Origin of the sequence: Helicobacter pametensis ATCC 51478 (assembly GCF_000518225.1) — a bacterium.
In the GTDB taxonomy this organism is placed as follows: Bacteria; Campylobacterota; Campylobacteria; order Campylobacterales; family Helicobacteraceae; genus Helicobacter_G; species Helicobacter_G pametensis.
Map to the genome: position 1 here is coordinate 336650 of NZ_KI912401.1, position 23725 is coordinate 360374.

A 23725-nucleotide genomic window follows, 5' to 3' on the forward strand; every position below is an offset into this window, starting at 1 on the left:
AGGAATCAGAATGCAAGAAGCCCTCATCAACTATCTTAACGCCATCAAATCCATCTCCCCCAAAGACAAAGAACACACCCACAGAGGGGCATTACAAACCCTCATCCAAGCTTTTGCAGATGTGCAACCAAACAAAAATCTCAAAATCATCCACGAACCCAATAACGACAAAGAAGGTAGAGGAGCACCTGATTTTCTTATCACGCAAAACTCCCTCACTCTAGGCTACATCGAAAACAAACGCGTCAATATCAATTTACAAGAAATTTCTCAAAGTGATCAAATTCTTAAATACACCAAACTTAGTCCAAATATTATGCTCACAGATTATCTCTCCTTTGCTCTTGTGCGACTTGATGACAAAGCAAACCCTCAAATCTACAAAGAGTTCAGAATCTGCTTCTTAGATGAGATCCCATCCATCCTCAAACACAAAGCAACTCTTGCACAAAAAGCCCAAGAACTTCAAGATCTTTTTTCTATCTTTTTCTCACACGCTCCCACTCCCATCAGTTCAGCCCAAGAGTTTGCCACTGCCCTAAGTCTTAGAACAAGACTTCTCAAAGATGACTTACTTTCAAAAGAAGATGACAAAATTGTCTTAAGTCTCTTTTGCACTTTTAAAGATGTGCTTTATAAAGATCTCACTTTTCAAGATTTTTGCGATAGTTTTGCTCAAACTCTGACTTATAGTCTATTCCTTGCCAAACTCAATAGCTCACAAGATGAACACATCACACTTTTTAATACCAAAAGCTTCATTCCCAAATCTTTCCCTCTTATTCGTGCAATGAGCGGATTTTTAGATAATCTTGATGAACTAGATTCGATTAAATGGTTGATTAAAGAAATCATTGCCATTATCAATCACATCGATATTTCTACAATCATTTCAGAGCTCAATAAAATCAGTGAAAAAAATCTTTTAGGAGAATACATCCACAAAGACCCCTATCTTCATTTCTATGAAACTTTTCTAGCTTCATATGATCCCAAGCTTAGAGAGCTTAGGGGAGTGTATTACACTCCCGCTCCCGTGGTGGATTTCATCATCAATTCCATTGATTTTATTCTCAAAACAACATTTAAACAAAAAGAGGGCTTGGCCCAAGCCCTCACCAATCCAAATATCACACTTCTAGATTTTGCAACAGGGACAGGGACATTTCTACTTGAAGCCTTTCGCAAAGCATTGCAAAACACTCCCAAAAACAGCCCACGCTACAATCCCAAGGCACTGCTATCAAGATTTTGTGGATTTGAGTTTCTAATCGCTCCCTACACAATCGCTCATCTCAAACTCTCTCAAACTTTCAAAGAAGAGTTTGGAACACCCTTAGAAGAGAATGAAAGTCTCAATATTGCTCTGACAAACACACTCTATAATCTCAGTCTTGCTGATGAAGAAACTTCAAGAAACCCATTTGCAGGGATGCTAAGCCTAGAAGAAGAATACAAAAAGGCTCAAGGAATCAAAGAGCAAGAAATCCTCATCATCACAGGTAACCCACCCTATAGTGGAGCAAGTGGCAACAAAGGACTCTATGAATACGAGATCCGGACCTCTTATGGACTTGAACCCTCCAAACAAAACTTAGAAGATTTTCAGCAAGTCGAACTCAAAGAAAACCTCACCAAATACAACAAACTCCAGTATGACCATGAAAAACAAACACAACATCAAGACTTCATCAAAGCAAAGCGTTACCTAGACAAACTCATCAAAGAACGCAAACTGGAAAATGAGAAAAATCCAAAATGGCTTCTTGATGACTATGTGAAATTTATCCGCTTTGCAGAATCCAAAATTGCCTCTCAAGAAAGTGGGATTTTTGCCTTTATTTCAAACAATGGATTCTTAGACAATCCCACTTTTAGAGGGATGAGATATGCCCTGATGCAAACCTTTGACACCATCTATATCCTAGATCTTCATGGCAACGCACGCAAAAAAGAACAAGCCCCAGATGGAAGCAAAGATGATAATGTCTTTGACATCATGCAAGGAGTGAGCATCAATATCCTCATCAAATCTCCCAAAAAGCCAAAACTCCCCCAAATCCTCCACTACGATCTCTATGGAAAACGCACAGAAAAATATCGCTTCCTTTTAGAAAACTCACTTGAAGGCATCCCTTGGACTTCTCTTGCACCAAAAGAGCCTCACTATCTCTTCATCCCCCAAGATGAGGAACTCAAGCTCAAATATGATAAGGGGGTGAGTGTCAAGGATATGTTTAGAATCTCAAGTGTTGGGATTGTTGGAGGAAGAGATAACTTTGTCTTTTCCAAAAATGCTTCACAAGATTCTCTAAAAAACCTAAAAGACAATATTCGCCTTTTTATGGATTTGGAGATAGAGGAAGCAAGAAAACAATTTGATCTAGGAGCGGATTCAAGAGATTGGCAAATTCAATTTGCTAAAAAAGAACTTCAAAAAACACAAAATGACGCATCCAAATATATTCAAGTTCAATATCGCCCTTTTGATATGCGTTGGACTTACTACACTGGAAAATCCAAGGGATTTCATTGTATGCCAAGAGGCGAGGTTATGGAGCATTTTCTTAATAAAGAAAATTTTGGACTTAATGTTGCAAGACAATTTAGACTTGAGGGCAAATGGTGTGCAGTTACAATGGTAGATACGATTATGGATTTTTCAATGATGGGGGGAGGAAATACTGGTGCAGGAACAATCTTCCCTCTCTATCTCTACCCCACAGACAGAATCAAAAAGAAAGAAAAAACACTTTTTGATAAAGAGATGGAAGAAGAGAGAGTGGAGAATTTCACTCAAAAATTTAGAGAGAAAATCAATGCCCTCTATCAAGAGCATTTCTCCCCAGAGGTGATTCTAGGATATATCTATGCCGTTCTATTTCACAGAGGATATAGGGAACGATATATTGAATTTCTCAAGATCGATTTCCCTAAAATCCCTTTTGTGGAAGATAAAAAAGTGTTTTTAAAACTCAGTGAGCTTGGAGAGAAGCTGATTTCTCTGCATTTGCTTAGAGATGCAGATCTTGATCCTTCCATCGGTGAGCCCCTCTACATCGACCCCAAATCCAAAAATCTCACCATAGAGCAAAGCAAATATCTCCAAAGCAAAATCTTTGTCAATCCAAACTTATATTTTGATCGTGTGTCTTTGGAAGTATGGGAATACAAAATCGGAGGCTATCAAGTGCTAGATAAATATCTCAAAAGCCACAAAGGAGAGGAAATCGACTTTGATCACTTCCAAAAAATCATCCAAACCCTCACTACAAGCTTGGAAATTGAAGAGCAAATTTCAAAAATTGATATAGGAGTGTGGGAGTGAAAAATTCAGAACAAATTGAGATTATAGAAAAAGATATTGCCAATGCAAAGCAAGTCTTGGAAGAAAGTATAGATGAAAAAATTCGAGAATGTTTTAGAAAACTAAGAAAATTCTATGCAGATCAAGATAAAAGTCTTTCTTTTCGTTCAATTGCGGAAAATAAGGAATGGAGACTGTCCATTCTTGACTATTTGGCATACAAAGAAGATTTAGAAACAATGATTAGAAAACTAGAGCTATATTGTGCCAAACTCAAAGACACGCTTACACATACTCCAAGCCCAAATATCCACATCAACAATAGCCCCTCTATTTCAGCAAATGCAACCATAAATCAAATCATCACATTTGAGCAAATCCTACAATCTATCCAAGAAATTCCTTCCTCTTCTATTGGCAATAAAGACAAAGCAAAATTAGAAGAATTATTGGCCTCGATCGAAGGTTTAAAAAACATAAATAAAGAAAAGGCAAAAAGCAAAATCTCTGAAGTATTGCGTTTTGTAGCTGATAAAGGTGTAGATGTGGGAATCGCTGTTTTGCCTTGGATTTTGGAAGTGATGAAAGGATTGTAAATGGGTTTCAACATTGATATTAAATTTGATGCAAATGAGGTTTATCACGATACTCTTCAGCCGGCTTTGAAGGAAGTTGGAAAGGGGCTAGAAGATGTGGCAAAAACTGCAAATCTTATTTTAGCTCCACTCACTTTGTGTGGAGCGTATGGTGTGAGATTTAGGAAATGGTGCAAAAGAATCGAGAATGAAATCGATGAGAAAAATATACAAGAAGCTCAACCCAATATCTTGCTCCCCACACTTGCAGGATTGACAATCAATCCTGATGAAACTTTGCTTGGGGAAATGTTTTTTAATATCCTTAAAGGCTCTATTGATAAAACTAAACAAAAATTCTTAAGTCCTGCATTCCCCAAAATTCTAGAGCAACTCTCCAAAGATGAGGCGGTGATGTTGGTATTACTTAAAAAGAAAAACCACTCTCTTGAGATATGGGAACACGACACAATAGAAGATGAAGAGGAAATTCTAATAGATGTAAAAACAAAAGCATTGTTCTTTGATTCTGGCACACCATGCAGACAAGAAATTAAATACAATGAATGTAAAAATGAAAAATTGGATTTTCAAGATCGATTTTATTTTTACTGCGATCATCTCTCTACTCTTAACCTTATTGAATGCATAGAAATAGACAGAAAAAGGAATGATAGATTGCTGATACGCTATGCTCAGCTACGCCTAACGCAATTTGGACAAAAATTTTCCCATGCTTGTATAAGCCCAAAATGTGAAGAATATATCTAATGCAAGAAGAAAAATACTCTTTATTGAAATCTATTGAGGATATGCAAAGACAAGAGCTTGAGAAAAAAAGAAATAGTATTATCCTAACTATCGAAATCGTTCAATTTGAATCTCCTACCCCTCTACCCATACTTATTAATTACTATATTTCCCCTTCAAACAATCCTTTTAGTGAAACCAAACTGTTTTCTATCTATGAAAACTATCTCTGCACTAAAACAATCTATGATCACTTAAAAAAATTTGACAGCGACTTTGATTTTTCAATACTCACAAAAGAGAGTATTGGTTTTAGCTTAAATAATTATGACTTTAGAACCCCCATACACTTTAGGGGGATAGTCTCCAAAACTATTCCAAGCGACTTAGACACAAATACAGTCAAAGAATATCATCAGGCTTTTTACTCATCGTTTTTTGGGACAAATGCTTACAATCAGTCTATAGGCTTTAACTCCTTTTTTCAAAACAAAGTGGAGATTAGTGGAGTTTTTATTAAAGCATTAGATTTTAGGAATTCCCATTTTGATAATCAAGTTGAACTACAAAATCTTTCAATAAGAAAAGGCATAGGCTTTGCAAATTGTAGATTCAATAAATGTTTCGCTATCTTTGCAATAAAACTTGAGAGTGAAACATTTTTAGATTTTTCTCACTCTATCTTTTTCGACAATGCGAATTTTTCATCAACTCAATTTTTTGGAGCTATTCGTTTTCATCGCTCCATTTTTATGAACAAAGCTTTATTTTATGATTCAAAATTTTTAGATACTGCAAATTTCTACTTTGCAACCTTTGTGCAGCCCCCAAGCTTTTCAATGAGTGTATTCAAAGATTCAAAATTAGCCCATTTTACAGGAGTGGATATTTCACATCTAACCCTTGAAGTTCTCAAAACAAATATTCAAGAAAAGGCACAAGAAGAAAAAAGTGAGGAAAATAATTTTATGGGCAGAGGGATAGCATATCTGCAAATTCAGCACGCAATCAATCTTCAAGATTCCTTTCGCGTAATCAAAGAAACACTCAATGCTCAATCAAATAATCTTGAATCTCAAAAATGGCATAAGCTTGAATTGTATGCCAAAGAGCTTGAACTTGGATATCGAGGAGAAATAAAAAATCTAGAAAAAGATACAAAAACATTTGAAGATACTGCAAAACAAGATGTGATAAACAACAAAAAAAGCAAAGGACTCTATATCCCCCACATTAAGCAAAACGATTCTGCACAAATACTAGAAATAAATAAAAGGGAAAGACTAAGAAACACAATTGATCGTATTCAGCTTTGGTTTTATCGCCACACTTCAGACCACCACACCGATTTACTCAAAATCGCCTCTTGGGTGCTTGTAGCTATTGGATGTTTTGGGGTTTTGTATCTTGGAACAAGGGTTTTGCAAGATGCCTCAATCATTACCAAACTCAACCCCTATGGACTAGCCCTAAGTTTTACGGGGGCTATCCTTGCTCTACCATTTTGCACTACAGCTCAAAAGCCATTTTTTGAATTTAGGCGGTATCTCACGATCCTCTCAAGTATCACTACTCTATGGATTGCCTGCTACAAACCCATCCTTATCTTTGGAGCGATAAATCTCATCGATAGATCCCCTCGCCTAGGATTAGAAAACCTCCTTCTAGTCCTCTACACTCTTGCGATGATTCTCCTGCTTTTCTCCCTCCAAAAAACTGCACGCAAAAACTCCATCATCCCAAGCTAAATTTCACAAGATTTCAAAACACCACAGATAAAGATAAAAAACTCGAAGCGATCCTCAAAACTCATTTTGATTTTGAGAGGATTCACCCCTTTAGCGATAGAAATGGTAGGGTGGGAAGGATGCTGATATTTTATTCTTGTTTGCAAGAAAACATCATCCCCCCAATCATCCAAAAAGAAGACAAAACCTCTATATCACGATTTTAAGAGGAGAGAAGCTTGAGGACTTCCTCACTCTTGCCAAGCAAATCCAAGTCTCCATCATACTCAAACGATGATCAATGAAAATTTGGAGCATAAGGAGCATAAAAAGGATAGGTAAAAAAGATCAGATGAGTTAGATTCAATCCAAAATGAAACAATGTGCTCACCCATACATTGCGTGAGATCATCCATGCCAGACCATAAATCACTCCAGCCAAAACAGCAAAGAAGGCAAAAAGCCAATTAGCCCAGAAAAAGTGATAGAACCCAAACACAAAAGACGCCGCAAATAGCGCAGGATAAGCACCGATTTTGTGACTCAATCTCTGCTGAATATATCCCCTAAAAAGCGTTTCTTCAACAAATGAGACAAAAAACAAATTTGCCAAGACAAAAAGGGGCAGCCACGATGGGATATGAAACTCAAATCTCAGTCCACCCAAAACGCTCGCCACACACAAGAGCAAAATCACCAAACAAGCCAAAGCCAGATACCCCCATACAGCATTTCTGCTTGTCTGATGAGTTTTTTGGACAAATAATGAAGAAGTCAGCACGCACAGCACAAAGGGGATCAGAGCTTTATCCAGATTGAAATACATACTAAAAGGCGCACTCTGATCACTGACTAAGACTTTATCAAGGATCTTTGGATTTGCAAATCCTGGGAGATAGTGGAAAAACAAAGCAAAACAAGCCAAAACCAATATGATCTCAATCCACAAAGATTTGACCTTGTCATATGCAAGCATCAACAGCACAAGACTGATCAAAACAGCGATTCCACTCAATCCAAGCACACCCAAATAGACAAATCCAATACAAGAGATGCCCAAAAGCACAAAGGCGATTTTTTGATTTTTGGGAAGTGTGCCCAAAGCCAATGCCAGCAAAATCCACACACTATATGCAAGATAGCTCAAAGTCTCCTCCTTGATTTGATATTTTTCATCATTTAAGAATTTTTAAGATGGGGGGGGGGTTAGGATTTTTGACCCCTTTTTCTCCAAAGGTAGATTCCCACCACACAGGCAACTCCTATCAAAACATACAAAATCCACTGATAAATTTGAGAGCTAAGCCATTCATTTGCTCCACTCTCAAAGAGATGCTTAGTGTCTAGATTGTCAAAAATCCCTCCAAGGGAATAACCAATCCACATCAAAATCCCTACCCAAATCCCTGCCCCAAGACTTGTGAAGAAGCAAAATTTGGGCAGATTCATCTTACAAAGTCCCGCTGGAAGAGAGATATACTGCCTCACAGCAGGGATCAACCTGCCTATGAATGTGCTGATATGCCCATGGCGCTCAAAAAAATCTTCCATTTTTTGCATACTTTTGGGAGTAAAAAATACATACTTTCCATATTTCAAGATAAAAGCTCTCCCCATTTTATAAGCGATCCAATAATTCAGCAAAGCTCCAGCAAGACTTCCCCCCACCCCACAAGCAAAAGCCAAAAATGCATTCATCTCATTTTGATGCACCAAATATCCCGCTGGAATCATCACCACCTCACTTGGAAAAGGAAAAAAGCTTGATTCCAAAAACATCATCAAAAAAATCCCCAAATACCCCCAATCACCAACGGTTTGCACGATAAAATCCACAATCTCTTTCAAGATGCCCTCCCACTTACTGCTATAATTACACCAAACAAAACGCGCATTTTAAGGAAAAAATTGGATAAATTATTGCAAGGTGCAATTAAGTTCAAAGAAGAAGACTACAACGAACACAAAGAACTTTATGAAAGCCTCAAAAAACAACAAAATCCCGAGACATTATTCATCGGCTGTGCTGATTCTAGAGTCGTCCCCAATCTCATCACAGGCACACTCCCAGGAGAGCTTTTTGTCGTGCGAAATGTAGGGAATATCATCCCTCCATACACAGCCCAAAACGACACTTATCTTGCGACAATTTCAGCCATCGAATATGCCGTTGTCCTCCTTGGTGTCAAAAATATCGTTGTATGTGGGCATAGTAACTGTGGTGCCTGTAAGGCGCTCTATGATGAACATTTTGGGGCAAATACAGAGCATCTTCAGAAGTGGATCGAGCTTCTTCATCCTGTCAAAGAGCAAGTCGCCCTTCTCTCTCCCAAAACGATCGCTAAGCGCATTTGGCTCACAGAACAAATCAACATCGAAGTGCAGATTGACAATCTTCTAACCCACCCATTCATCAAAGAGAAGTTTCAAAACGATGAAATCAAAATTTTTGGCTGGTATTATATAATCGAGACTGGAGAGATTATGAACTATGATCTAAAAACCAAAGAATTTCGCGTCATCAAAAGTGACTATCCCCAATCCAAATAAGGAGAAATAATGATTCTAATGAGCGGACCCTGTGTCATTGAAAGTTATGAAAATTTATCCAAAATCGCTTCTTTGCTCAAACCCATCGCAGAGAATCCCAAAATCGATTTTTATTTCAAATCAAGCTTTGACAAAGCCAATCGCACAAGTTTGGATAGTTATCGCGGACCTGGGCTTGAAGAGGGAGTGGAAATCCTCAAAGCCATCAAGCAAGAGTTTGGCTACAAAATCATCACAGATATCCATGAGAGTTTTCAAGCTCCAAAGATTGCTGAAGTAGCAGATGTGATCCAAATCCCAGCCTTTCTGTGCCGCCAGACTGATCTCATCGTCGCTGTGGCTCAAACTGACAAAATCATCAACATCAAAAAAGGTCAGTTTATGAATCCTGCTGATATGCGCTATAGCGTGCTCAAAGCAATCAAGACGCGTGGAGGATCTGAGGCGACCTATAGTCAAAGTCAAAAATATGGGGTGTGGCTCACAGAGCGAGGAAGTACATTTGGCTATGGGAATCTTGTGGTGGATATGCGAGGCTTGAAGATCATGCGTGAATTTGCACCTGTGATTTTTGATGCTACTCATAGTGTGCAGATGCCTGGAGCTGGGGGTGGAAAAAGTGGAGGAGACAGCTCCTTTGTCCCACTTCTATCAAAAAGTGCAGCAGCAGCTGGAGTGGATGGATTTTTTATGGAAACTCATTTTGATCCAAGTATCGCACTTAGTGATGGTCCCAATATGATTGAGACACAAAAGTTAGAATCTCTTATCGACAAACTCTTAGCAATTGCAGAAATTTCAAAATAAAGGATTTAGAATGAAAATTATAGAAGGACAGCTCAAACTTAGCGGAAAAGAGAGGATTGCCATCCTCTCAAGTCGATTTAACCACATCATCACAGATCGCTTGATCGAAGGAGCCAAAGACTGTTTCTTGCGACATGGAGGAGAAGAGGATTCTCTCTCTCTTATCCTAGCTCCAGGGGCTTATGAAATCCCCTTTGTTTTACAAAGATTGCTTCAAAGCAAAAATTATGATGGGATTTGCTGTGTGGGAGCGATCATCCGCGGTGGGACTCCACATTTTGATTATGTCTCAGCAGAAGCGACTAAGGGGATTGCCAATATGGCATTGCAATACAATCAACCCGTAAGCTTTGGAGTGCTCACGACAGACAACATCGAGCAAGCCATTGAACGAGCTGGAAGCAAAGCAGGAAATAAGGGATTTGAAGCGATGAGCTCACTCATCGAACTCATCAATCTCTATCAAAAGGTTTGAAATGGCGACACGCACACAAGCACGCGAAGCAGTGATTTCCTTGCTCTATGCGTATGATAGTGGGAATCAAGACATCAATAAAAGTGCGATTGAGATTCTCAATGACAAAAAGATCAAAAACAAACAACAAGAATTTGCCCTCTCATTATTTCATGGGGTTTTAGATCATCTCTCTCAGATCGATCATCATATCAGCCAACATCTCAAAGAGTGGGATTTCACACGCATTGGAGGGATGGAGAGAGCTATCTTGCGCCTAGGGGTTTATGAGATCTGCTTCACCTCAACAGATGCACCTATCATTATCAATGAGGCCATCGAGCTAGCCAAACTCTATGGAAGCGATCATGCGCCAAAATTTGTCAATGGCGTTCTTGATGCGATCAAAAAGGAAAAATAATGGAACTCGCACTCGCCCTAGATCTCCCTTCCAAAGAAGCAAATCTCGCCCTACTCTCCAAGCTTAGAGAGTATCCGATCTGGGTCAAAGTGGGGCTTAGAAGCTTCATTCGCGATGGTAAGGGATTTTTGGATGAAGTCAAATCAATCAATCCAAATTTCAAAATCTTTTTGGATCTCAAACTCTATGATATTCCCAACACAATGAAAACAGCCGCTCAAGAGTGCAAAGATCTGGGTGTAGATATGATCACTATCCATGCTAGTAGTGGGATTGAAGCGATGCGTGAGGTGATGAGCGTCGCTCAAGATTCTCTTCTTGTATTTGCTGTGACAGCCCTCACTAGCTTTGATGATGCTGGTTTTATGCCCATTTATAACGCCCCCATCCACTCTCATGCCAAAACTTTGGCACTTCTAGCCCAAGAAGGAGGATGCCATGGGATTGTCTGCTCTCCACTTGAAAGCTTAGAAATCAAAACAAGCACATCGCTCAAAACCCTCACACCTGGGATTCGCTTTGAGCAAAATGCAAGTGGGGATCAAAAGCGTATCGCCACACCAAGGGATGCAAAAAAAGCACAAGCTGACTATATCGTCGTAGGTCGCCCCATCTATGAAGCACAATCTCCCCAAGAAGTTGTAAGCCAAATTTTGGAAGAGATTCTATGAAGAGACTCAAGATTTTTCAAAGCAAACAAGAGCTTAGAGAATGGAGAGAGAATCTAGGAGGCTCACTTGGCTTTGTCCCAACGATGGGAGCACTACATGCAGGCCATCTCAGTCTAGCGCAAAAAAGCCTTGAGCAAAATACTCATACACTTTTCTCAATCTTTGTCAATCCTACGCAATTTGGGGCAAATGAGGATTTTGATAAATATCCAAAAACATTGGACAAAGATATTCAGCTTGCCCAAAGTATCGGGGTCGATGCGATCTTTGCACCAAATATCAGCGAAATGTATGAAGATAGCGATCCCATCACTCTCAACCCTCCAAAACTCATGGGATCTGTGTATGAGGGATCTCATCGAGAGGGGCATTTCGCTGGAGTATTACAAATCGTGCTCAAGCTTTTGATGCTCACACAAGCCAAATATGCTTATTTTGGTCGAAAAGATGCCCAGCAACTCCTTTTGATTCAAAAAATGGTGAAAGATTTTTTCATCCCTACACAAATCATCCCCTGCCCTATTGTCAGAGATATCGATGGTCTAGCTCTTAGCTCAAGAAATATCTATCTCACCCAAAAAGAGCGCCAAGATGCACTTCAGATCCCTCAAACCCTTCAATGGATACAAGAATCTTTCTTGCAAGGTGAGCGCGATACACACAAGCTTCGCACACTTGCCCTAGAGAGACTAGATAAAGTCAAAGTAGATTATCTTGCATTTTGTGATCATTCTCTACAAGAGCTTCCATCGATCCTCCCCTCTCAAACTTTAGTCCTTCTGACTGCCAAAGTAGGCAATACACGATTGCTGGATAACCTATGGCTTTAAAAAAATTTCTATTTGCCCCACTTATCCTACTTCCTATATGGGGATATGAAAATATCGATGAAGCTCTCAAAAATGGAATCACCCAAGGAGATGTGGGGTTTGTCACAGACTATCTCAAGCCTGACTATCGTGATGAAGACAACAATATCCAAGATGCATATTATCTAGCCATTACGATGGGGATCAACTATCGTTCTGCATTCTATAAAAATATGAGATTATCAGTAGGCTTTCGAGCAGCTTATCCACTTTGGCAATGGCACAAAAACTCACTTTGGGGTCCATCAAATGGAGATTCTACTTATATCAAACGCGGAGATATGTCACTAGATTTTGATCCACTTTATCGTGTGATTTTAAGTGATACTTACTTGGAATATTTTGATGGAGATACAAGCATCAAAGGGGGAAGATTCTATCTAGAAAATGAATGGGCGAGCAATCAAGTTGATGGACTATGGGTCAGAAATCGTTCTTTAGAGAATTTGATGCTTGAATTTCTTTGGATCGGGCAATATGGAGAAGCTACACCCACAACAATTACGGCTTTTGGAGAGCCAGAGCCCAATCACAGCGGTTATTTCTACACAGCATCAAAATACTATCTCAAAGATATCTTGTGGGCTAAGTTTTATATGTTTTCAGCCTATTCTGTCGCCTTTGGAATGGGAAGCAGTGCCAATGTTGAGTATCGCTTTTCTTCCTCCAAGCTAGGACTCACTCTTCATGCAGCAGGGAGCTTTGAGTTTGAAAATGGAGCAAAATGGCTTGATAAAGCGAAAGGAATCAGAGGAGGAGATGGGATTGATTTTGATGCAAAGTTTTATATCCAGAGCAAAATCAATGGGATCGACATCGGTCTAGATCTTGGATATATCCAAAGTGGAAAATATAGTGGATGGGGAAGTCTTGCCCTACTCAATAACACCATTTCACCACTTGGCATTGGCAATGTTTTCAATCAAGGCATCGTGGATACAAGTTTGTTTTATGCAACACTTTCTACAAGCTTTGATGCCATAACACTCTCTTTGCTTTATGGGACAGCTTCCTTTGTCAATCCGCAAATTGCTGCCAAACACTATAGACAAAATGAAGTGGATTTTATGATGAGCTTTAATTTCACCAACAAAGTCTCAGCTTTTTTCAATGTCTATAACACCCATCTTGGCAATCAAGCGATCCCAACCACAACAGAGCTTCAGGCGGGAGTGCGACTTTTCTTCTAAAAAATCAGAAACAAATATGATAATCATTCCTAGTTTTATTGATTCATAATTAAGAATCAAGTAGAATGTATGAAATTTCACTTGAGGATAAACTATGAATCGAAAAATCACTATCGCATTGGCTGGTCAGCCCAATGTCGGCAAAAGTTCCATCATCAACAAAATGAGTGGATCCAATCTCAAAGTCGGAAACTTCCCTGGTGTCACGATCGAAAAAGCAGAAGCCAAGATTTTCTACAAAAACTATGAGATCAACATCATTGATCTGCCTGGGACATACTCACTCAACCAATATTCTCCAGAAGAAAAAGTCACCCAGCACTTTTTGCTCAATGAATCTTATGATCTCATTCTCAATGTCGTTGATTCGACAAATCTAGAGCGAAACCTCTTACTCACTGCCCAAATCCTTGAACTCAACAAAAAAACTCTTCTTGCCCTCAATATGAATGATGAGGCACAAAAAGAGGGAATCCAAATTGACTCCAATCTTCTCTCAAGTATCTTGGGGATCCCAGCTCTTAAAATAAGTGCAAAAAGTCAAAATGATATGATTGCCCTCCTTGATGCAATCATCCTTCTGCACACCAAGCCATTCTCTCCTCCTAAGCGCACATATGCTGAACATATCGAGGAGGCAATCTGTGAGATCCAAAACCATCTCAATCTCAAGCAATATCCATGCATCAAACAAGTCATGCAAGAGGGGCATTTCATCGATTTTAGGCATCTAGCGATTCTTCTGCTTCAGCAAAATGAAAAAATCTACACGCTTCTCTCATCTAAGCCCTGCTGGGTTGAGCTCTCACCTCTTGTCGCACAATTGATCTCTAGAATCTATCAGCAATCTCAAGAGCATCATATGAGCGAGGTTTTTGCACTTGATCATTATGCTTATGCCAAGGGGGCAAGCCTAGAAGTGCAAAAAAGAGCCAATAGCCCCAAAGATAAAACACAAAAAATCGATTCTATTCTGCTCAATAAATACTTGGGGATTCCTATATTTTTGCTTTTGATGTGGGTTTTGTTTCAGGCGACTTTTACTCTTGGTGCAATCCCCAAAGATGCGATTGAAGAGGGATTTGCATCTCTTGGTAGTCTCATCCAATCCCATATCCCACATCCAGAACTTGCCTCTCTTCTCTCTGATGGAATCATTGGGGGAGTTGGAGCGGTGATTAGCTTTTTGCCTGATATTTTGATTCTCTTTCTTGGGATTGTGCTACTAGAGAGCACGGGCTATATGGCTAGAGTTGCTTTCTTGCTTGATGGATTCTTCCATCGCTTTGGCTTGCATGGCAAAAGTTTCATTCCCCTTGTGACGGGATTTGGTTGTAGTGTGCCAGCTTATATGAGCACAAGAATGCTCAAAAATCGCGGGGATAAGATGCTCACACTCTTTATCATTAATTTTATGAGTTGTAGTGCAAGGCTTCCTGTGTATGTTTTGTTTATCGGTGCATTTTTCCCAGCCAATCAAAGCGGAAATATGCTCTTTGGAATCTATATTTTTGGTGCGATTATTGGTCTTATCATGGCAAAGATTCTTAAGCTCACCGCATTCAAAGGTATTGATGAGCCATTTGTGATGGAGATGCCAAAATATCGCCTCCCCTCACTAAGACTAATATGGATGAGTGTATGGAACAAGGCCAAAATGTATCTCAAGAAGGCAGGAACCTTCATCCTTGTAGCATCGATTCTGATTTGGTTTGCAGGTAAATATCCCCAAAACCAAGACATCATCACCCAATATGAACAAAAACAAGAATATCTAGAACAACACAAAGCAAGCCAAGAGCAAATCGATGCACTTCTCAATGAGCAGAATGCTCTATTGCTCGAGCAGACCTATCTTGGGCGCTTTGGAGAGCTTCTCTCTCCCATTTTTGCTCCTTTTGATTTTGATTGGCGCTTGTCTGTCTCACTTGTAACTGGGATTGCTGCCAAAGAAGTGATGATCTCTACCCTTGGCGTGCTTTATGCGCTTGGTGAAGATCTTGATGAGACAAGTCAGAATCTTATGCAAACACTCAAAGACAAGATTTCCCTTCCTTCAGCGATCGCATTTTTGATGTTTGTGATGTTTTATAATCCTTGCTTTGCAGCCACTATTGTGTTTGGAAAAGAGGCTGGGGGAAGAAAATATATGGTCTATCTCTTTATCTTCACCTCCTTAGTGGCATATTTTTTCGCTCTTTTAGGGTATTTTGGAGCAAGCTTATTGCTCTAAATCCCAATTTCATATCATCACATCATATTTTAGGAAGGAGGATTTCAATCCCCCTCCCCCCTCCTCTTTCTTCAAAAACGACCCACAAATTTACACAAACCTTCTTGACAAACATCTTTTGTTTCTTTATAATCCCACCTTTGATTTTGGTCATCGGGGCGTAGCGCAGTCTGGTTAGCGCACTTGGTTTGGGACCAAGGGGTCGAAGGTTCGAATCCTTTCGCCCCGACCATTTCTTACTTCTATGGTGGGTGTAGCTCAGTTGGTTAGAGCATCAGATTGTGGTCCTGAGGGTCGTGGGTTCGATCCCCATCACCCACCCCATAGTTTTTTGTGCGTTCGTAGCTCAATTGGATAGAGCACCAGACTTCGGATCTGGGGGTTAGGGGTTCGACTCCCTTCGGGCGTACCATAACCCTTATTTGCGCTCATAGCTCAGCTGGATAGAGCAACGGCCTTCTAAGCCGTAGGTCAGAGGTTCGAATCCTCTTGGGCGTACCACTCTTTCTTGATCACATTTAATAACAACTTTTTTCCTTTTGAGACACACTATAATGCCTCCTTTATATTTACATAAAGGATTTTTTATGCATTCTTGGAATCAAGGCTATGTCACAGATATCAATTACACCAAAGGATATTATGGGACGCTCAACCCATTGCGCATCAAACTCTGCTTTCTTGCCCAAAAACTTCTCCCTCCCAAAATCTCAACAGCATGTGAGCTTGGATTTGGTCATGGAATCACCCTAAACTTCAACGCCGCAAGTGCCAATGCAAGATGGTATGGGACAGATTTCAATGCATCTCAAGCATGCTTTGCTCAAAACCTTGCTCAGATCTCGACAGCCCCGCTTAATATCTATGATGATTCTTTTGGTGAATTTCTCAAACGCGATGATTTGCCTCAGTTTGATTTCATTGCTTTGCATGGGATCTTCTCTTGGGTATCTGAAGAGATTCAAGCCCAGATTCTAGAGTTTATCCGCAACAAACTCAATGTAGGGGGAGTTTGTCTAATGAGCTACAACTGCCAAGCTGGATGGGCTGCGACAGCTCCACTTAGAGATCTGATCCGCACTTATTCTCATTACCTCACACCCCTTGGCAAAAGCAGTTCAGAGCGTGTCAAAGAAGGCTTGGACTTTGTCAATGCTTTGATGTCTCTTCCTTGTAGTGAAAGCTTCAAAAGCCCCAAACTCACATCAGTACTCACCACACTAAGCAAAATGGATAGCATTTATCTCGCTCATGAACTTCTCAATGAGCATCACCATCCATTTAATTTCGTTGAGATGTCTAAACTCATGGGACAAGCCAAACTTGAGTTTGCCTCTTATGCAAATTTTTCAGATCATCTCACCAATATTCAACTACTTCCTCAAGAAAAAGAGCTGCTTATGCAAGTTGCACATAATCACTCAATCTATGAAATGCTCAAAGATCTGATGTTCTCTGTTAGCTTTAGAAGTGATTATTGGGCGAAAGGAACTATTAGATTGACAGAGAATCAGGCCCTAGAAGAACTTCTCAAGCTCAAAGTCGTCCTTTATATTCCATATGCCAATGTTGATTATGAGATCAAGACTTATCGTGGAAGCTTCAAACTCAATGAGGATTTCTATCAACCCATCCTTGAAACACTCAAAGACAATCAACCCACCTCGATTGCCACAATCAAAGAAAAGCTTGAAAAATCACTCAAGAGAGATGTGCAGTTTGCTGAGCTAGTTGAAGCTATGATTGCACTAAGCAATAAAGAGCATATCAAGCTTGTCCAAGAAGAAGAACACATTCAAGAATCTCAAAACTACACACAAAATCTCAATCGCCACATCCTTCAGCAATCCCTTCAACCACAAAACTATATCAATCACCTCATTAGTCCAGTGAGCGGAGAAGCAATCCCACTTAATCGATTTGAGTTGTTGTTTTTGTATGCATCCACACTTTTCAAAGAACCAAAAGAATGGGTTTCTTTTGTGTCAAATCATTTTCAAAAATATGGGGAGAAAATCATCAAAGATGGCAAAGAGCTTTCTGATCAAGAAACCATGGAAGAGCTTGAGAAACAAGCACAAGCCATTCAAGAGTGGATTCCAATTCTTCATAAACTAAAAGTGATCTAAGGATATTTAAGCTCAGATATGGAACCAAATTTGCTTTGTTTTGGGATATATCAAACAAAGCAAAGAGGTTCAAATGAGCTTTATTGAAGTTTCTCCAGTTTATAAATACGCTCATCAAGCACTTGATTTTCGCTCAATGCGTCAAGATTTGATTGCTGGGAATATTGCCAATGTCGATACACCTTTCTACAAGCCGCGTGATATTGATTTTGAATCTTATCTAGCCAAAGAAATCAAAGAAGAACTTGGCGGAAAAGATCCTTTTAAGCTTAAATTGGCACACACAGATTCTCGTCATATCGATCCCAATACACAGACAAGCTCTGCAGCTACATTGTTTTTTAGAGATGGACATATGGCAAGAAATGATGGCAATAGTGTAGATCTCGATGTAGAAACAAGTGAAATGGGAAAAAATAGTGTGATGTATCAAGCACTTATCGGGGCACTCAAGAAACATAAGGGCATTTTCGCCTATGCTTTAGAATCATCAAAGAATATTTAAGGAGAAACTATGGCTTTTTTATCAAGTTTTGATATCAGCGGATATGGACTTTCAGCCCAACGCGTCAGAGTCAATACAATCTCATCCAATATCGCCAATGCCAACACAACGCGCACAGATGAGGGTGGACCATATCGCAGAAAAGAAGTTGTGTTTAGAGCAATTGATTTTGACAAGATTCTCAATGAAAAAATTGCTCAAAACAATCATGCACTAGGTTATGAGGATCCCCTTGATGAGGGACTTATGGGAGAGAAACCTATCCCTGCTCTCACAAGCGTTGTGATTGATAAGATTGTTAGAGATGATTCTAATTTTAAGCTAAAATACGATCCAAGTCATCCTGATGCAGATGCCAATGGCTATGTGGCTTATCCCAATGTCAATCCCGTCGTAGAGATGGCAGACCTTATCGAAGCCACACGAGCCTATCAAGCCAATGTCTCAGCATTCCAAAGTGCCAAGACTATGGCAAGCAATGCGATTACGATGTTTCAAGCTTAAGGAGGAATGAGATATGACAAACAAATTTGGAATCATCAATAATGATATCAAGCACGTCTCTCAAACCATTGACTCCAAGCCCTCTGTCGCGCAAGTCGATCCAAGCAAAGCCAAAAATTTTGAAGATCTTCTCAAAGGCAGTATCAAAGAACTCAATCAAGAGCAAAAAGTCGCCGAAAAAGCATTGGCTGATATGGCGACTGGACAGATCAAAGATTTGCATCAAGCTGCTATTGCAATTGGAAGGGCGGAGACGAGCATGAAAGTTATGCTTGAGGTAAGAAACAAAGCTATCAGTGCATACAAGGAAATCTTGAGAACACAAGTCTAACCCATGAGTCAGTCTTCCGATACTCAGAGGGTTCATTTTCTTATTCTCTTATTTTTGGGTATCGGTGCTTTATTGCTTATTGCACTTTTTGCATTTTTTTTCAAGGCTTGGGGCAGTGATAAAAGACCTCCCAATCTCAAAACAACAAAGATCGATCATTCCATCAGAGGCAATATCTATAGCAGTGATAAATTCACTCTTGCAACAAGCGAAAAACTCTACAAAGTTAGCATTAACCCCAAAAGTATCGACCCCAACAAAAAAGAACTCTTCGTCAATCTTTTCTCAATCTATAGTGGGATCCCTAGATCCACCATCATAAGCAAACTCAACTCAAATCGCTACACAACGCTCTCCTACAATATCTCCACAATCACAGCAGCCAATCTCAAGCTTCTCAATACCAAGCTAGATCGCTATCGTGTGTTTAGAGAATATGAAGAATATGGGCGTGTCATCCAAAAAATGGGGATTGATCTTGAAGTAAGTGGATATCGTCGCAATTATCCCTATGGAGATACTATGGAGCCAATCTTGGGCTACACACAAAAGATTCAAAACCAAAGGATCACGAAAGTCTCTGGTGTCAAGGGAAGTGAGAAAAACAACAATCAGTATCTTCAAGCCAAACAAGATGGCACACTCTCTGGTTTTCGTGATGTTGGATTCAATGTCATTAGAAACAAATATGCATCTTCTCAAGCCAAACAAGATGGGATTGATATCACACTCACCATTCCACTCAGCCTTCAAAAAAGAATAGAAACCATTCTTGATACAGCAAACCAAAAGCTCCAAGCCAAGGAAATCTTGGTGGGTGTTATGGATTCTAAAAGTGGCAGGATTCTCACCCTAGCCTCATCTAAACGCTTTGATCCCAAAAACATCAAAAAAGATGATTACTCAGCGCTCAATATCTCTGCAACAGAAGTTTCATTTGAACCAGGAAGTATCATCAAACCCGTGATTTATGCGATTTTGCTACAAAAAAATCTTATCCCACATGAGCAAAAAATCTTTCTTCATAATGGAGCGTATCGGATCGGCAGATACATCATACGAGATGATCACCCCCTCAAGGAAGCAACACCTGAAGAAATCCTTCTTAGATCTAGCAATATTGGGATGATCAAACTCACCCAAAATCTTGCTTCAAAGGATTTTTTGGATGCGATGCATCACTATGGTTTTGGAGAAAAAACAAATATCGATCTCCCCCAAGAAGCTAGCGGTGTGCTCCCAAGCATCAAAAAACTCAAAGGCTCATATAAAGCAAGCGTTTCTTATGGATATGGATTCAGAGCGACTTTTATACAGCTTCTTAGAGCCTATGCTAGCTTTAGCAATGGAGGATACCTCATCACTCCAAGAATCATCTCTCATCTAAGCTATGAAGGAGAGCTCTATCGTTTCAAAACACAGCAGCCCACTTCTATCATCTCCTCACAAGATGCCCTAGAAGTTCAAGATATTCTTAGAGACATCATCAAAGAGGGGACGGGTAGAAGAGCAAAAGTTGAGGGGATTGATATGGGTGGCAAGACTGGGACTGCAAGAATCTTTGTCGATCAAAAATACACCAAGCGCTACAATAGTTCTTTCTTTGGATTTGCTCAAGATTCCAAAAACTCCTACACAATTGGTGTCGTGATTTTTGATCCCAATGTAGAGGAAGGGTATTATGGAAGCAAAACTGCTGCGCCACTTTTTAAAAACATCGTAGAGCTTTTGATCCAAGAAAAATATCTCACTCCTACATCACCTCAAGCACTTTCAGATGATTCTATGCAAACCAAAAACTAAGGAGGATTTATGCAAGAAGACGCACTCAAATGGAACAAAAAACACCTAGAACACCCCATGCCCCACACGCCAAGCGATCTGCTTCAATCTTTTCTCCCCACTCTTTTGCAACTTCCATCCAAATATGCTTTAGATATCGCCTGTGGGAATGGACGCAACTCCAAATTTTTGGCTCAGCATGGATTTGTATGTGATAGCGTTGATATCTCAGAAGTCGCTCTTCAAATGAGTGCAAATCATCCCAAGATTCACACAATCTGTGCTGATCTTGATACCTATAGACCCACTCCAAATCATTATGATGTTGTTTTGAATTTTTATTTTCTCAATCGCGATCTCTTTCCCTTCATCCAAACTGCACTTAAATCCAAGGGAATCTTCCTCCTAGAAACCTTCATCAAAGAAGAAGATGGTTTCAATTCCTCTCAAATCATTGATGAGAAGATTCTCAATCATGGCGAACTTGAGCATACTTTCAAAGATTTTGAGATCTTACATAAGCACACTTCATACATCACAAGACGCGAAGGAGAGCAAGCCAAAATCATCTCTTTTGTGGCACAAAAATCTTGAATCCCCTTCTCCAAGATCAAAATCACATCCAAAGACTTCATCACTCTTTGCTAGAGTGGTATTTCGCACATGGTCGCCTAGAGCTTCCATGGCGCAATCTAAGGGGGCAGGTCCCCACTCCTTGCAGCACTCTTGCACACATCGATCGCTCCTATGGAGTCTATATCAGTGAAATGATGCTGCAACAAACTCAAGTTTCTGTTGTGCTTAATCGTTTTTATTTCCCTTTTTTAGAACGCTTTCCCTCAATTCAAAGTTTGGCCACCTCTCAAGAAGAGGAGGTTTTGAAGCTATGGCAGGGGCTTGGATACTACTCTCGCGCACGAAATATCAGAAAAACTGCGATCATTTGCACTCTGTCCCATCAAGGATTCCTTCCTAGATCAAGGATTGAGCTCAAAAAACTTCCAGGGATCGGATCTTATACCTCAGGTGCAATCCTTTGCTTTGGATTTGGGGAGAATGCAAGCTTTGTGGATGGCAATATTGCACGAGTCATTTCAAGACTTTTTGCCCTCCCTCAGGCCTCTACTGCTACTTTAGAATCTCTTGCACAAACTCTTCTCAATACTCAAGATGCCTTCAATCACAATCAAGCCCTCCTTGATCTTGGAGCTACACTCTGCACTCCTAAAAATCCAAATTGTCTTTTCTGTCCCTTCACTGATTTTTGTCAAGGCAAAAGCAATCCACATCACTATCCCACACCCAAAAGTAGAGAAATTTTACCGCTCACACTCCTGCTTGGATTTTATAAAAAGGGAGAAAAGCTCTCCTTGTGCAAAAGTCGCTCCAAGCTCTATCATGGACTCTATAATCCAATCTCTCTCTCAAACACGCAAAATGCACAAAAGATCGCCTCTTTTTCCCATCATTACACCAAATACGCCATTAGAGCTGAAGTTTATTTATGTGATGGAGAAGCTCCAGAGGAGGCAGAATTTTTCTCCCCAAAAGAAATCGAACATCTTCCCATCTCCAATCTTTGCAAAAAGGCTCTCAAATGCCTTCAAAATTGATTAAATTCAAAGAGATTCTCAAAATCGCCCTTCCCTCTGGACTAAGCTCTCTGCTTGATATCCTCAACATCTCTATCGCCCTTTTATTCATCGCCAAACTCTCAACAGCCCATATTGTCGCCTTTGGTGCAAGTATGAATTTCATCATGCTTTTTTATGCCATTTTGACGATTTTTTTCACAGGAACCAATGCCACAATCGCACGCCTTTTTGGAGAGAAAAATCCACAAACCCCTCAAGCACTCTCCTCACTTCTCATCAGCGCAGCTTTTGTATCTCTTCCCCTATTTTTGATAGCTTTTGCTTTGTTTCATCCCTATCTCACATGGATGGGTCTCACACAGCACTCACTTACTCTTGCCAATATCTATCTACATATCCTCATTTTTGAGATTCCAGCTTTGCTGCTTAAAACAACTCTTACATCAGCCTTTAGCGCAATCTCATGCGCCAAAATCCCCTTTTATGTCAAGATCTGCTCCACCCTTTTTAATGTCACGGCAAATTATTACTTGATTTTTGGTTTTGGTTTCATTCCTGCTTTGGATATCGTAGGTGCAGGGATTGCCAATGTCTTAAGTGCGTATTTTGAGCTATTTTTATTACTTATTTTTGCCTACAAAAAATTCAAATTCTCCCCATCATTTGATTTTTTATTTGTCAAAAAAGCTTTTTGGATCGGATTCCCAGCTGGGATTGAGAGAAGTTTGACACTTTTCTCTCTTGTATTGATTGCCAAATTTTTGCTGAGCTATGGTGATGAAGTATTGGCTGGATTTCAAATTGGTGGAAGGATTGAGGCCTTTGCCTTTATGCCCGGATTTGGTTTTATGGTGGCTTCTATGAGTCTTATGGGACAAAATGTCAATCATCCCAAGCTTGCCAAAGAATACACTACACTTTGTCTATGGATCGCCTCCATGATGATGGGAGCTCTTGGTGCTTTAATGTGTATCTTTGGACAGAATCTTGCTTGGATTTTTTCAAAAGATTCTCAAGTCATTCTCTATGCATGGCATTATCTGATCGCTGTGGGTTTATCTCAGATCCCTTTGATTTTTATTTTTGTTCTTGATGGAGCCCTAAAGGGTGCGGGCAAAAGCAAATTTTCTCTCTATATCAATACTTCAAGCATCTGGATTTTGCGCATTTTACCCATGTATCTTTGCTCGATTTTCAAGCTTCCCTACTATTTTATTTATCTCATTATTTTTCTAGAAACCTATATTCGCGCCACAATCTTTTGGATAATTTTTTATAAAATAGATTGGAAAATCAAAAAGTAGAAAACTTTCCTCATCAAAGGA

General features: G+C 39.8%; 23 protein-coding genes and 4 tRNA genes. 25 read left to right on the plus strand and 2 right to left on the minus strand.

Annotation, left to right across the window (positions count from 1 at the left end; all coding sequences use genetic code 11):
* Nucleotides 1–10 precede the first annotated feature (10 nt).
* The 5 genes from T391_RS0106235 (at nucleotide 11) to T391_RS08800 (ending at nucleotide 6586) form a co-directional block, all read left to right on the plus strand.
* Nucleotides 11–3328, plus strand: coding sequence for a type ISP restriction/modification enzyme (locus T391_RS0106235; RefSeq protein WP_034584025.1), 3318 nt, complete (start codon nucleotides 11–13; stop codon nucleotides 3326–3328).
* Nucleotides 3325–3903 (plus strand): hypothetical protein, encoded by a 579-nt coding sequence (locus T391_RS0106240; protein ID WP_027327611.1) that lies wholly within the window; start codon nucleotides 3325–3327, stop codon nucleotides 3901–3903. The genes T391_RS0106235 and T391_RS0106240 overlap by 4 nt, the downstream gene beginning before the upstream one ends.
* Nucleotides 3904–4653, plus strand: coding sequence for an Abi-alpha family protein (locus tag T391_RS0106245; protein WP_027327612.1), 750 nt, complete (start codon nucleotides 3904–3906; stop codon nucleotides 4651–4653).
* Between the two features lie 818 nt (nucleotides 4654–5471).
* Nucleotides 5472–6380, plus strand: coding sequence for a hypothetical protein (locus T391_RS08605; protein ID WP_156923070.1), 909 nt, complete (start codon nucleotides 5472–5474; stop codon nucleotides 6378–6380).
* Entirely contained in the window at nucleotides 6281–6586 is a 306-nt protein-coding gene (locus T391_RS08800; RefSeq protein WP_420806132.1) for a Fic family protein, read from the plus strand. Before T391_RS08605 ends, T391_RS08800 begins: the two co-directional genes overlap by 100 nt.
* Nucleotides 6587–6657: 71 nt before the next feature.
* Here T391_RS08800 and T391_RS0106265 read toward each other — a convergent pair whose 3' ends face one another.
* Together T391_RS0106265 and T391_RS0106270 are read right to left on the minus strand one after the other, a co-directional pair.
* A complete protein-coding gene (locus tag T391_RS0106265) occupies nucleotides 6658–7506 on the minus strand; it encodes a CPBP family intramembrane glutamic endopeptidase (protein WP_199769586.1) in 849 nt (282 codons plus the stop codon).
* A 59-nt stretch (nucleotides 7507–7565) separates the two neighbouring features.
* Complete coding sequence (locus T391_RS0106270) at nucleotides 7566–8207, minus strand: DedA family protein (RefSeq protein ID WP_027327615.1); 642 nt, start codon at nucleotides 8205–8207, stop codon at nucleotides 7566–7568.
* Nucleotides 8208–8267: 60 nt separating this feature from the next.
* Between T391_RS0106270 and T391_RS0106275 the strand changes: the two genes are divergently transcribed.
* The 20 genes from T391_RS0106275 to T391_RS0106375 all read left to right on the plus strand — a co-directional run bounded on the left by T391_RS0106275 (nucleotide 8268) and on the right by T391_RS0106375 (nucleotide 23704).
* Entirely contained in the window at nucleotides 8268–8909 is a 642-nt protein-coding gene (locus T391_RS0106275) for a carbonic anhydrase (RefSeq protein ID WP_027327616.1), read from the plus strand.
* A gap of 9 nt (nucleotides 8910–8918) precedes the next feature.
* Nucleotides 8919–9716, plus strand: coding sequence for a 3-deoxy-8-phosphooctulonate synthase (gene kdsA / locus T391_RS0106280; protein WP_027327617.1), 798 nt, complete (start codon nucleotides 8919–8921; stop codon nucleotides 9714–9716).
* Between the two features lie 10 nt (nucleotides 9717–9726).
* A complete protein-coding gene (ribH, locus tag T391_RS0106285; RefSeq protein ID WP_027327618.1) occupies nucleotides 9727–10191 on the plus strand; it encodes a 6,7-dimethyl-8-ribityllumazine synthase in 465 nt (154 codons plus the stop codon).
* Nucleotide 10192: 1 nt separating this feature from the next.
* Nucleotides 10193–10591 carry a transcription antitermination factor NusB gene (gene nusB, locus T391_RS0106290; protein WP_027327619.1) on the plus strand — a complete coding sequence of 133 codons (399 nt, stop codon included), beginning with the start codon at nucleotides 10193–10195 and terminating at the stop codon, nucleotides 10589–10591.
* The gene (gene pyrF / locus T391_RS0106295) at nucleotides 10591–11262 is read left to right on the plus strand and encodes an orotidine-5'-phosphate decarboxylase (protein ID WP_027327620.1); all 672 of its coding nucleotides are present in this window, start codon (nucleotides 10591–10593) and stop codon (nucleotides 11260–11262) included. The genes nusB and pyrF overlap by 1 nt, the downstream gene beginning before the upstream one ends.
* Nucleotides 11259–12092 carry a pantoate--beta-alanine ligase gene (gene panC, locus T391_RS0106300; protein WP_034584030.1) on the plus strand — a complete coding sequence of 278 codons (834 nt, stop codon included), beginning with the start codon at nucleotides 11259–11261 and terminating at the stop codon, nucleotides 12090–12092. Before pyrF ends, panC begins: the two co-directional genes overlap by 4 nt.
* A complete protein-coding gene (locus tag T391_RS0106305; RefSeq protein ID WP_027327622.1) occupies nucleotides 12083–13321 on the plus strand; it encodes a hypothetical protein in 1239 nt (412 codons plus the stop codon). The genes panC and T391_RS0106305 overlap by 10 nt, the downstream gene beginning before the upstream one ends.
* Before the next feature lie 94 nt (nucleotides 13322–13415).
* A complete protein-coding gene (gene feoB / locus T391_RS0106310) occupies nucleotides 13416–15554 on the plus strand; it encodes a ferrous iron transport protein B (protein ID WP_027327623.1) in 2139 nt (712 codons plus the stop codon).
* A gap of 154 nt (nucleotides 15555–15708) precedes the next feature.
* A tRNA-Pro gene (locus tag T391_RS0106320) sits at nucleotides 15709–15786 on the plus strand.
* Nucleotides 15787–15801: 15 nt separating this feature from the next.
* Nucleotides 15802–15878: transfer RNA gene (locus T391_RS0106325), tRNA-His, on the plus strand.
* A gap of 11 nt (nucleotides 15879–15889) precedes the next feature.
* Nucleotides 15890–15966: transfer RNA gene (locus T391_RS0106330), tRNA-Arg, on the plus strand.
* Nucleotides 15967–15978: 12 nt separating this feature from the next.
* Nucleotides 15979–16055: transfer RNA gene (locus tag T391_RS0106335), tRNA-Arg, on the plus strand.
* A gap of 86 nt (nucleotides 16056–16141) precedes the next feature.
* Nucleotides 16142–17683 (plus strand): class I SAM-dependent methyltransferase, encoded by a 1542-nt coding sequence (locus T391_RS0106340; RefSeq protein ID WP_027327624.1) that lies wholly within the window; start codon nucleotides 16142–16144, stop codon nucleotides 17681–17683.
* 73 nt (nucleotides 17684–17756) lie between these two features.
* Nucleotides 17757–18188 carry a flagellar basal body rod protein FlgB gene (gene flgB / locus T391_RS0106345; RefSeq protein ID WP_034584236.1) on the plus strand — a complete coding sequence of 144 codons (432 nt, stop codon included), beginning with the start codon at nucleotides 17757–17759 and terminating at the stop codon, nucleotides 18186–18188.
* Between the two features lie 9 nt (nucleotides 18189–18197).
* Nucleotides 18198–18692: a flagellar basal body rod protein FlgC gene (gene flgC, locus T391_RS0106350; RefSeq protein ID WP_027327626.1), complete on the plus strand. Its 495-nt coding sequence runs from the start codon at nucleotides 18198–18200 to the stop codon at nucleotides 18690–18692.
* Between the two features lie 13 nt (nucleotides 18693–18705).
* Complete coding sequence (gene fliE, locus T391_RS0106355) at nucleotides 18706–19023, plus strand: flagellar hook-basal body complex protein FliE (protein WP_027327627.1); 318 nt, start codon at nucleotides 18706–18708, stop codon at nucleotides 19021–19023.
* A 3-nt stretch (nucleotides 19024–19026) separates the two neighbouring features.
* Nucleotides 19027–20826 (plus strand): peptidoglycan D,D-transpeptidase FtsI family protein, encoded by a 1800-nt coding sequence (locus tag T391_RS08235; protein WP_034584034.1) that lies wholly within the window; start codon nucleotides 19027–19029, stop codon nucleotides 20824–20826.
* A gap of 9 nt (nucleotides 20827–20835) precedes the next feature.
* Nucleotides 20836–21399, plus strand: coding sequence for a class I SAM-dependent methyltransferase (locus T391_RS08240; protein ID WP_034584037.1), 564 nt, complete (start codon nucleotides 20836–20838; stop codon nucleotides 21397–21399).
* Nucleotides 21396–22418, plus strand: a complete 1023-nt coding sequence (locus T391_RS0106370; RefSeq protein ID WP_051420658.1) for an A/G-specific adenine glycosylase — start codon at nucleotides 21396–21398, stop codon at nucleotides 22416–22418. The genes T391_RS08240 and T391_RS0106370 overlap by 4 nt, the downstream gene beginning before the upstream one ends.
* Entirely contained in the window at nucleotides 22403–23704 is a 1302-nt protein-coding gene (locus T391_RS0106375; protein WP_034584039.1) for an MATE family efflux transporter, read from the plus strand. Before T391_RS0106370 ends, T391_RS0106375 begins: the two co-directional genes overlap by 16 nt.
* The last annotated feature ends 21 nt before the right edge of the window (nucleotides 23705–23725 follow it).

Excerpts from the sequence above, each read along its gene's own strand:
- flgB (WP_034584236.1), top strand. The coding sequence starts at position 17,757 with ATGAGCTTTATTGAAGTTTCTCCAGTTTATAAATACGCTCATCAAGCA.
- feoB (WP_027327623.1), top strand. The coding sequence starts at position 13,416 with ATGAATCGAAAAATCACTATCGCATTGGCTGGTCAGCCCAATGTCGGC.
- fliE (WP_027327627.1), top strand. The coding sequence starts at position 18,706 with ATGACAAACAAATTTGGAATCATCAATAATGATATCAAGCACGTCTCT.
- T391_RS0106235 (WP_034584025.1), top strand. The coding sequence starts at position 11 with ATGCAAGAAGCCCTCATCAACTATCTTAACGCCATCAAATCCATCTCC.
- T391_RS0106340 (WP_027327624.1), top strand. The coding sequence starts at position 16,142 with ATGCATTCTTGGAATCAAGGCTATGTCACAGATATCAATTACACCAAA.
- T391_RS08240 (WP_034584037.1), top strand. The coding sequence starts at position 20,836 with ATGCAAGAAGACGCACTCAAATGGAACAAAAAACACCTAGAACACCCC.
- ribH (WP_027327618.1), top strand. The coding sequence starts at position 9,727 with ATGAAAATTATAGAAGGACAGCTCAAACTTAGCGGAAAAGAGAGGATT.
- nusB (WP_027327619.1), top strand. The coding sequence starts at position 10,193 with ATGGCGACACGCACACAAGCACGCGAAGCAGTGATTTCCTTGCTCTAT.
- flgC (WP_027327626.1), top strand. The coding sequence starts at position 18,198 with ATGGCTTTTTTATCAAGTTTTGATATCAGCGGATATGGACTTTCAGCC.
- T391_RS0106375 (WP_034584039.1), top strand. The coding sequence starts at position 22,403 with ATGCCTTCAAAATTGATTAAATTCAAAGAGATTCTCAAAATCGCCCTT.
- pyrF (WP_027327620.1), top strand. The coding sequence starts at position 10,591 with ATGGAACTCGCACTCGCCCTAGATCTCCCTTCCAAAGAAGCAAATCTC.
- T391_RS0106305 (WP_027327622.1), top strand. The coding sequence starts at position 12,083 with ATGGCTTTAAAAAAATTTCTATTTGCCCCACTTATCCTACTTCCTATA.
- panC (WP_034584030.1), top strand. The coding sequence starts at position 11,259 with ATGAAGAGACTCAAGATTTTTCAAAGCAAACAAGAGCTTAGAGAATGG.
- T391_RS0106245 (WP_027327612.1), top strand. The coding sequence starts at position 3,904 with ATGGGTTTCAACATTGATATTAAATTTGATGCAAATGAGGTTTATCAC.
- T391_RS08235 (WP_034584034.1), top strand. The coding sequence starts at position 19,027 with ATGAGTCAGTCTTCCGATACTCAGAGGGTTCATTTTCTTATTCTCTTA.
- T391_RS08605 (WP_156923070.1), top strand. The coding sequence starts at position 5,472 with ATGAGTGTATTCAAAGATTCAAAATTAGCCCATTTTACAGGAGTGGAT.
- kdsA (WP_027327617.1), top strand. The coding sequence starts at position 8,919 with ATGATTCTAATGAGCGGACCCTGTGTCATTGAAAGTTATGAAAATTTA.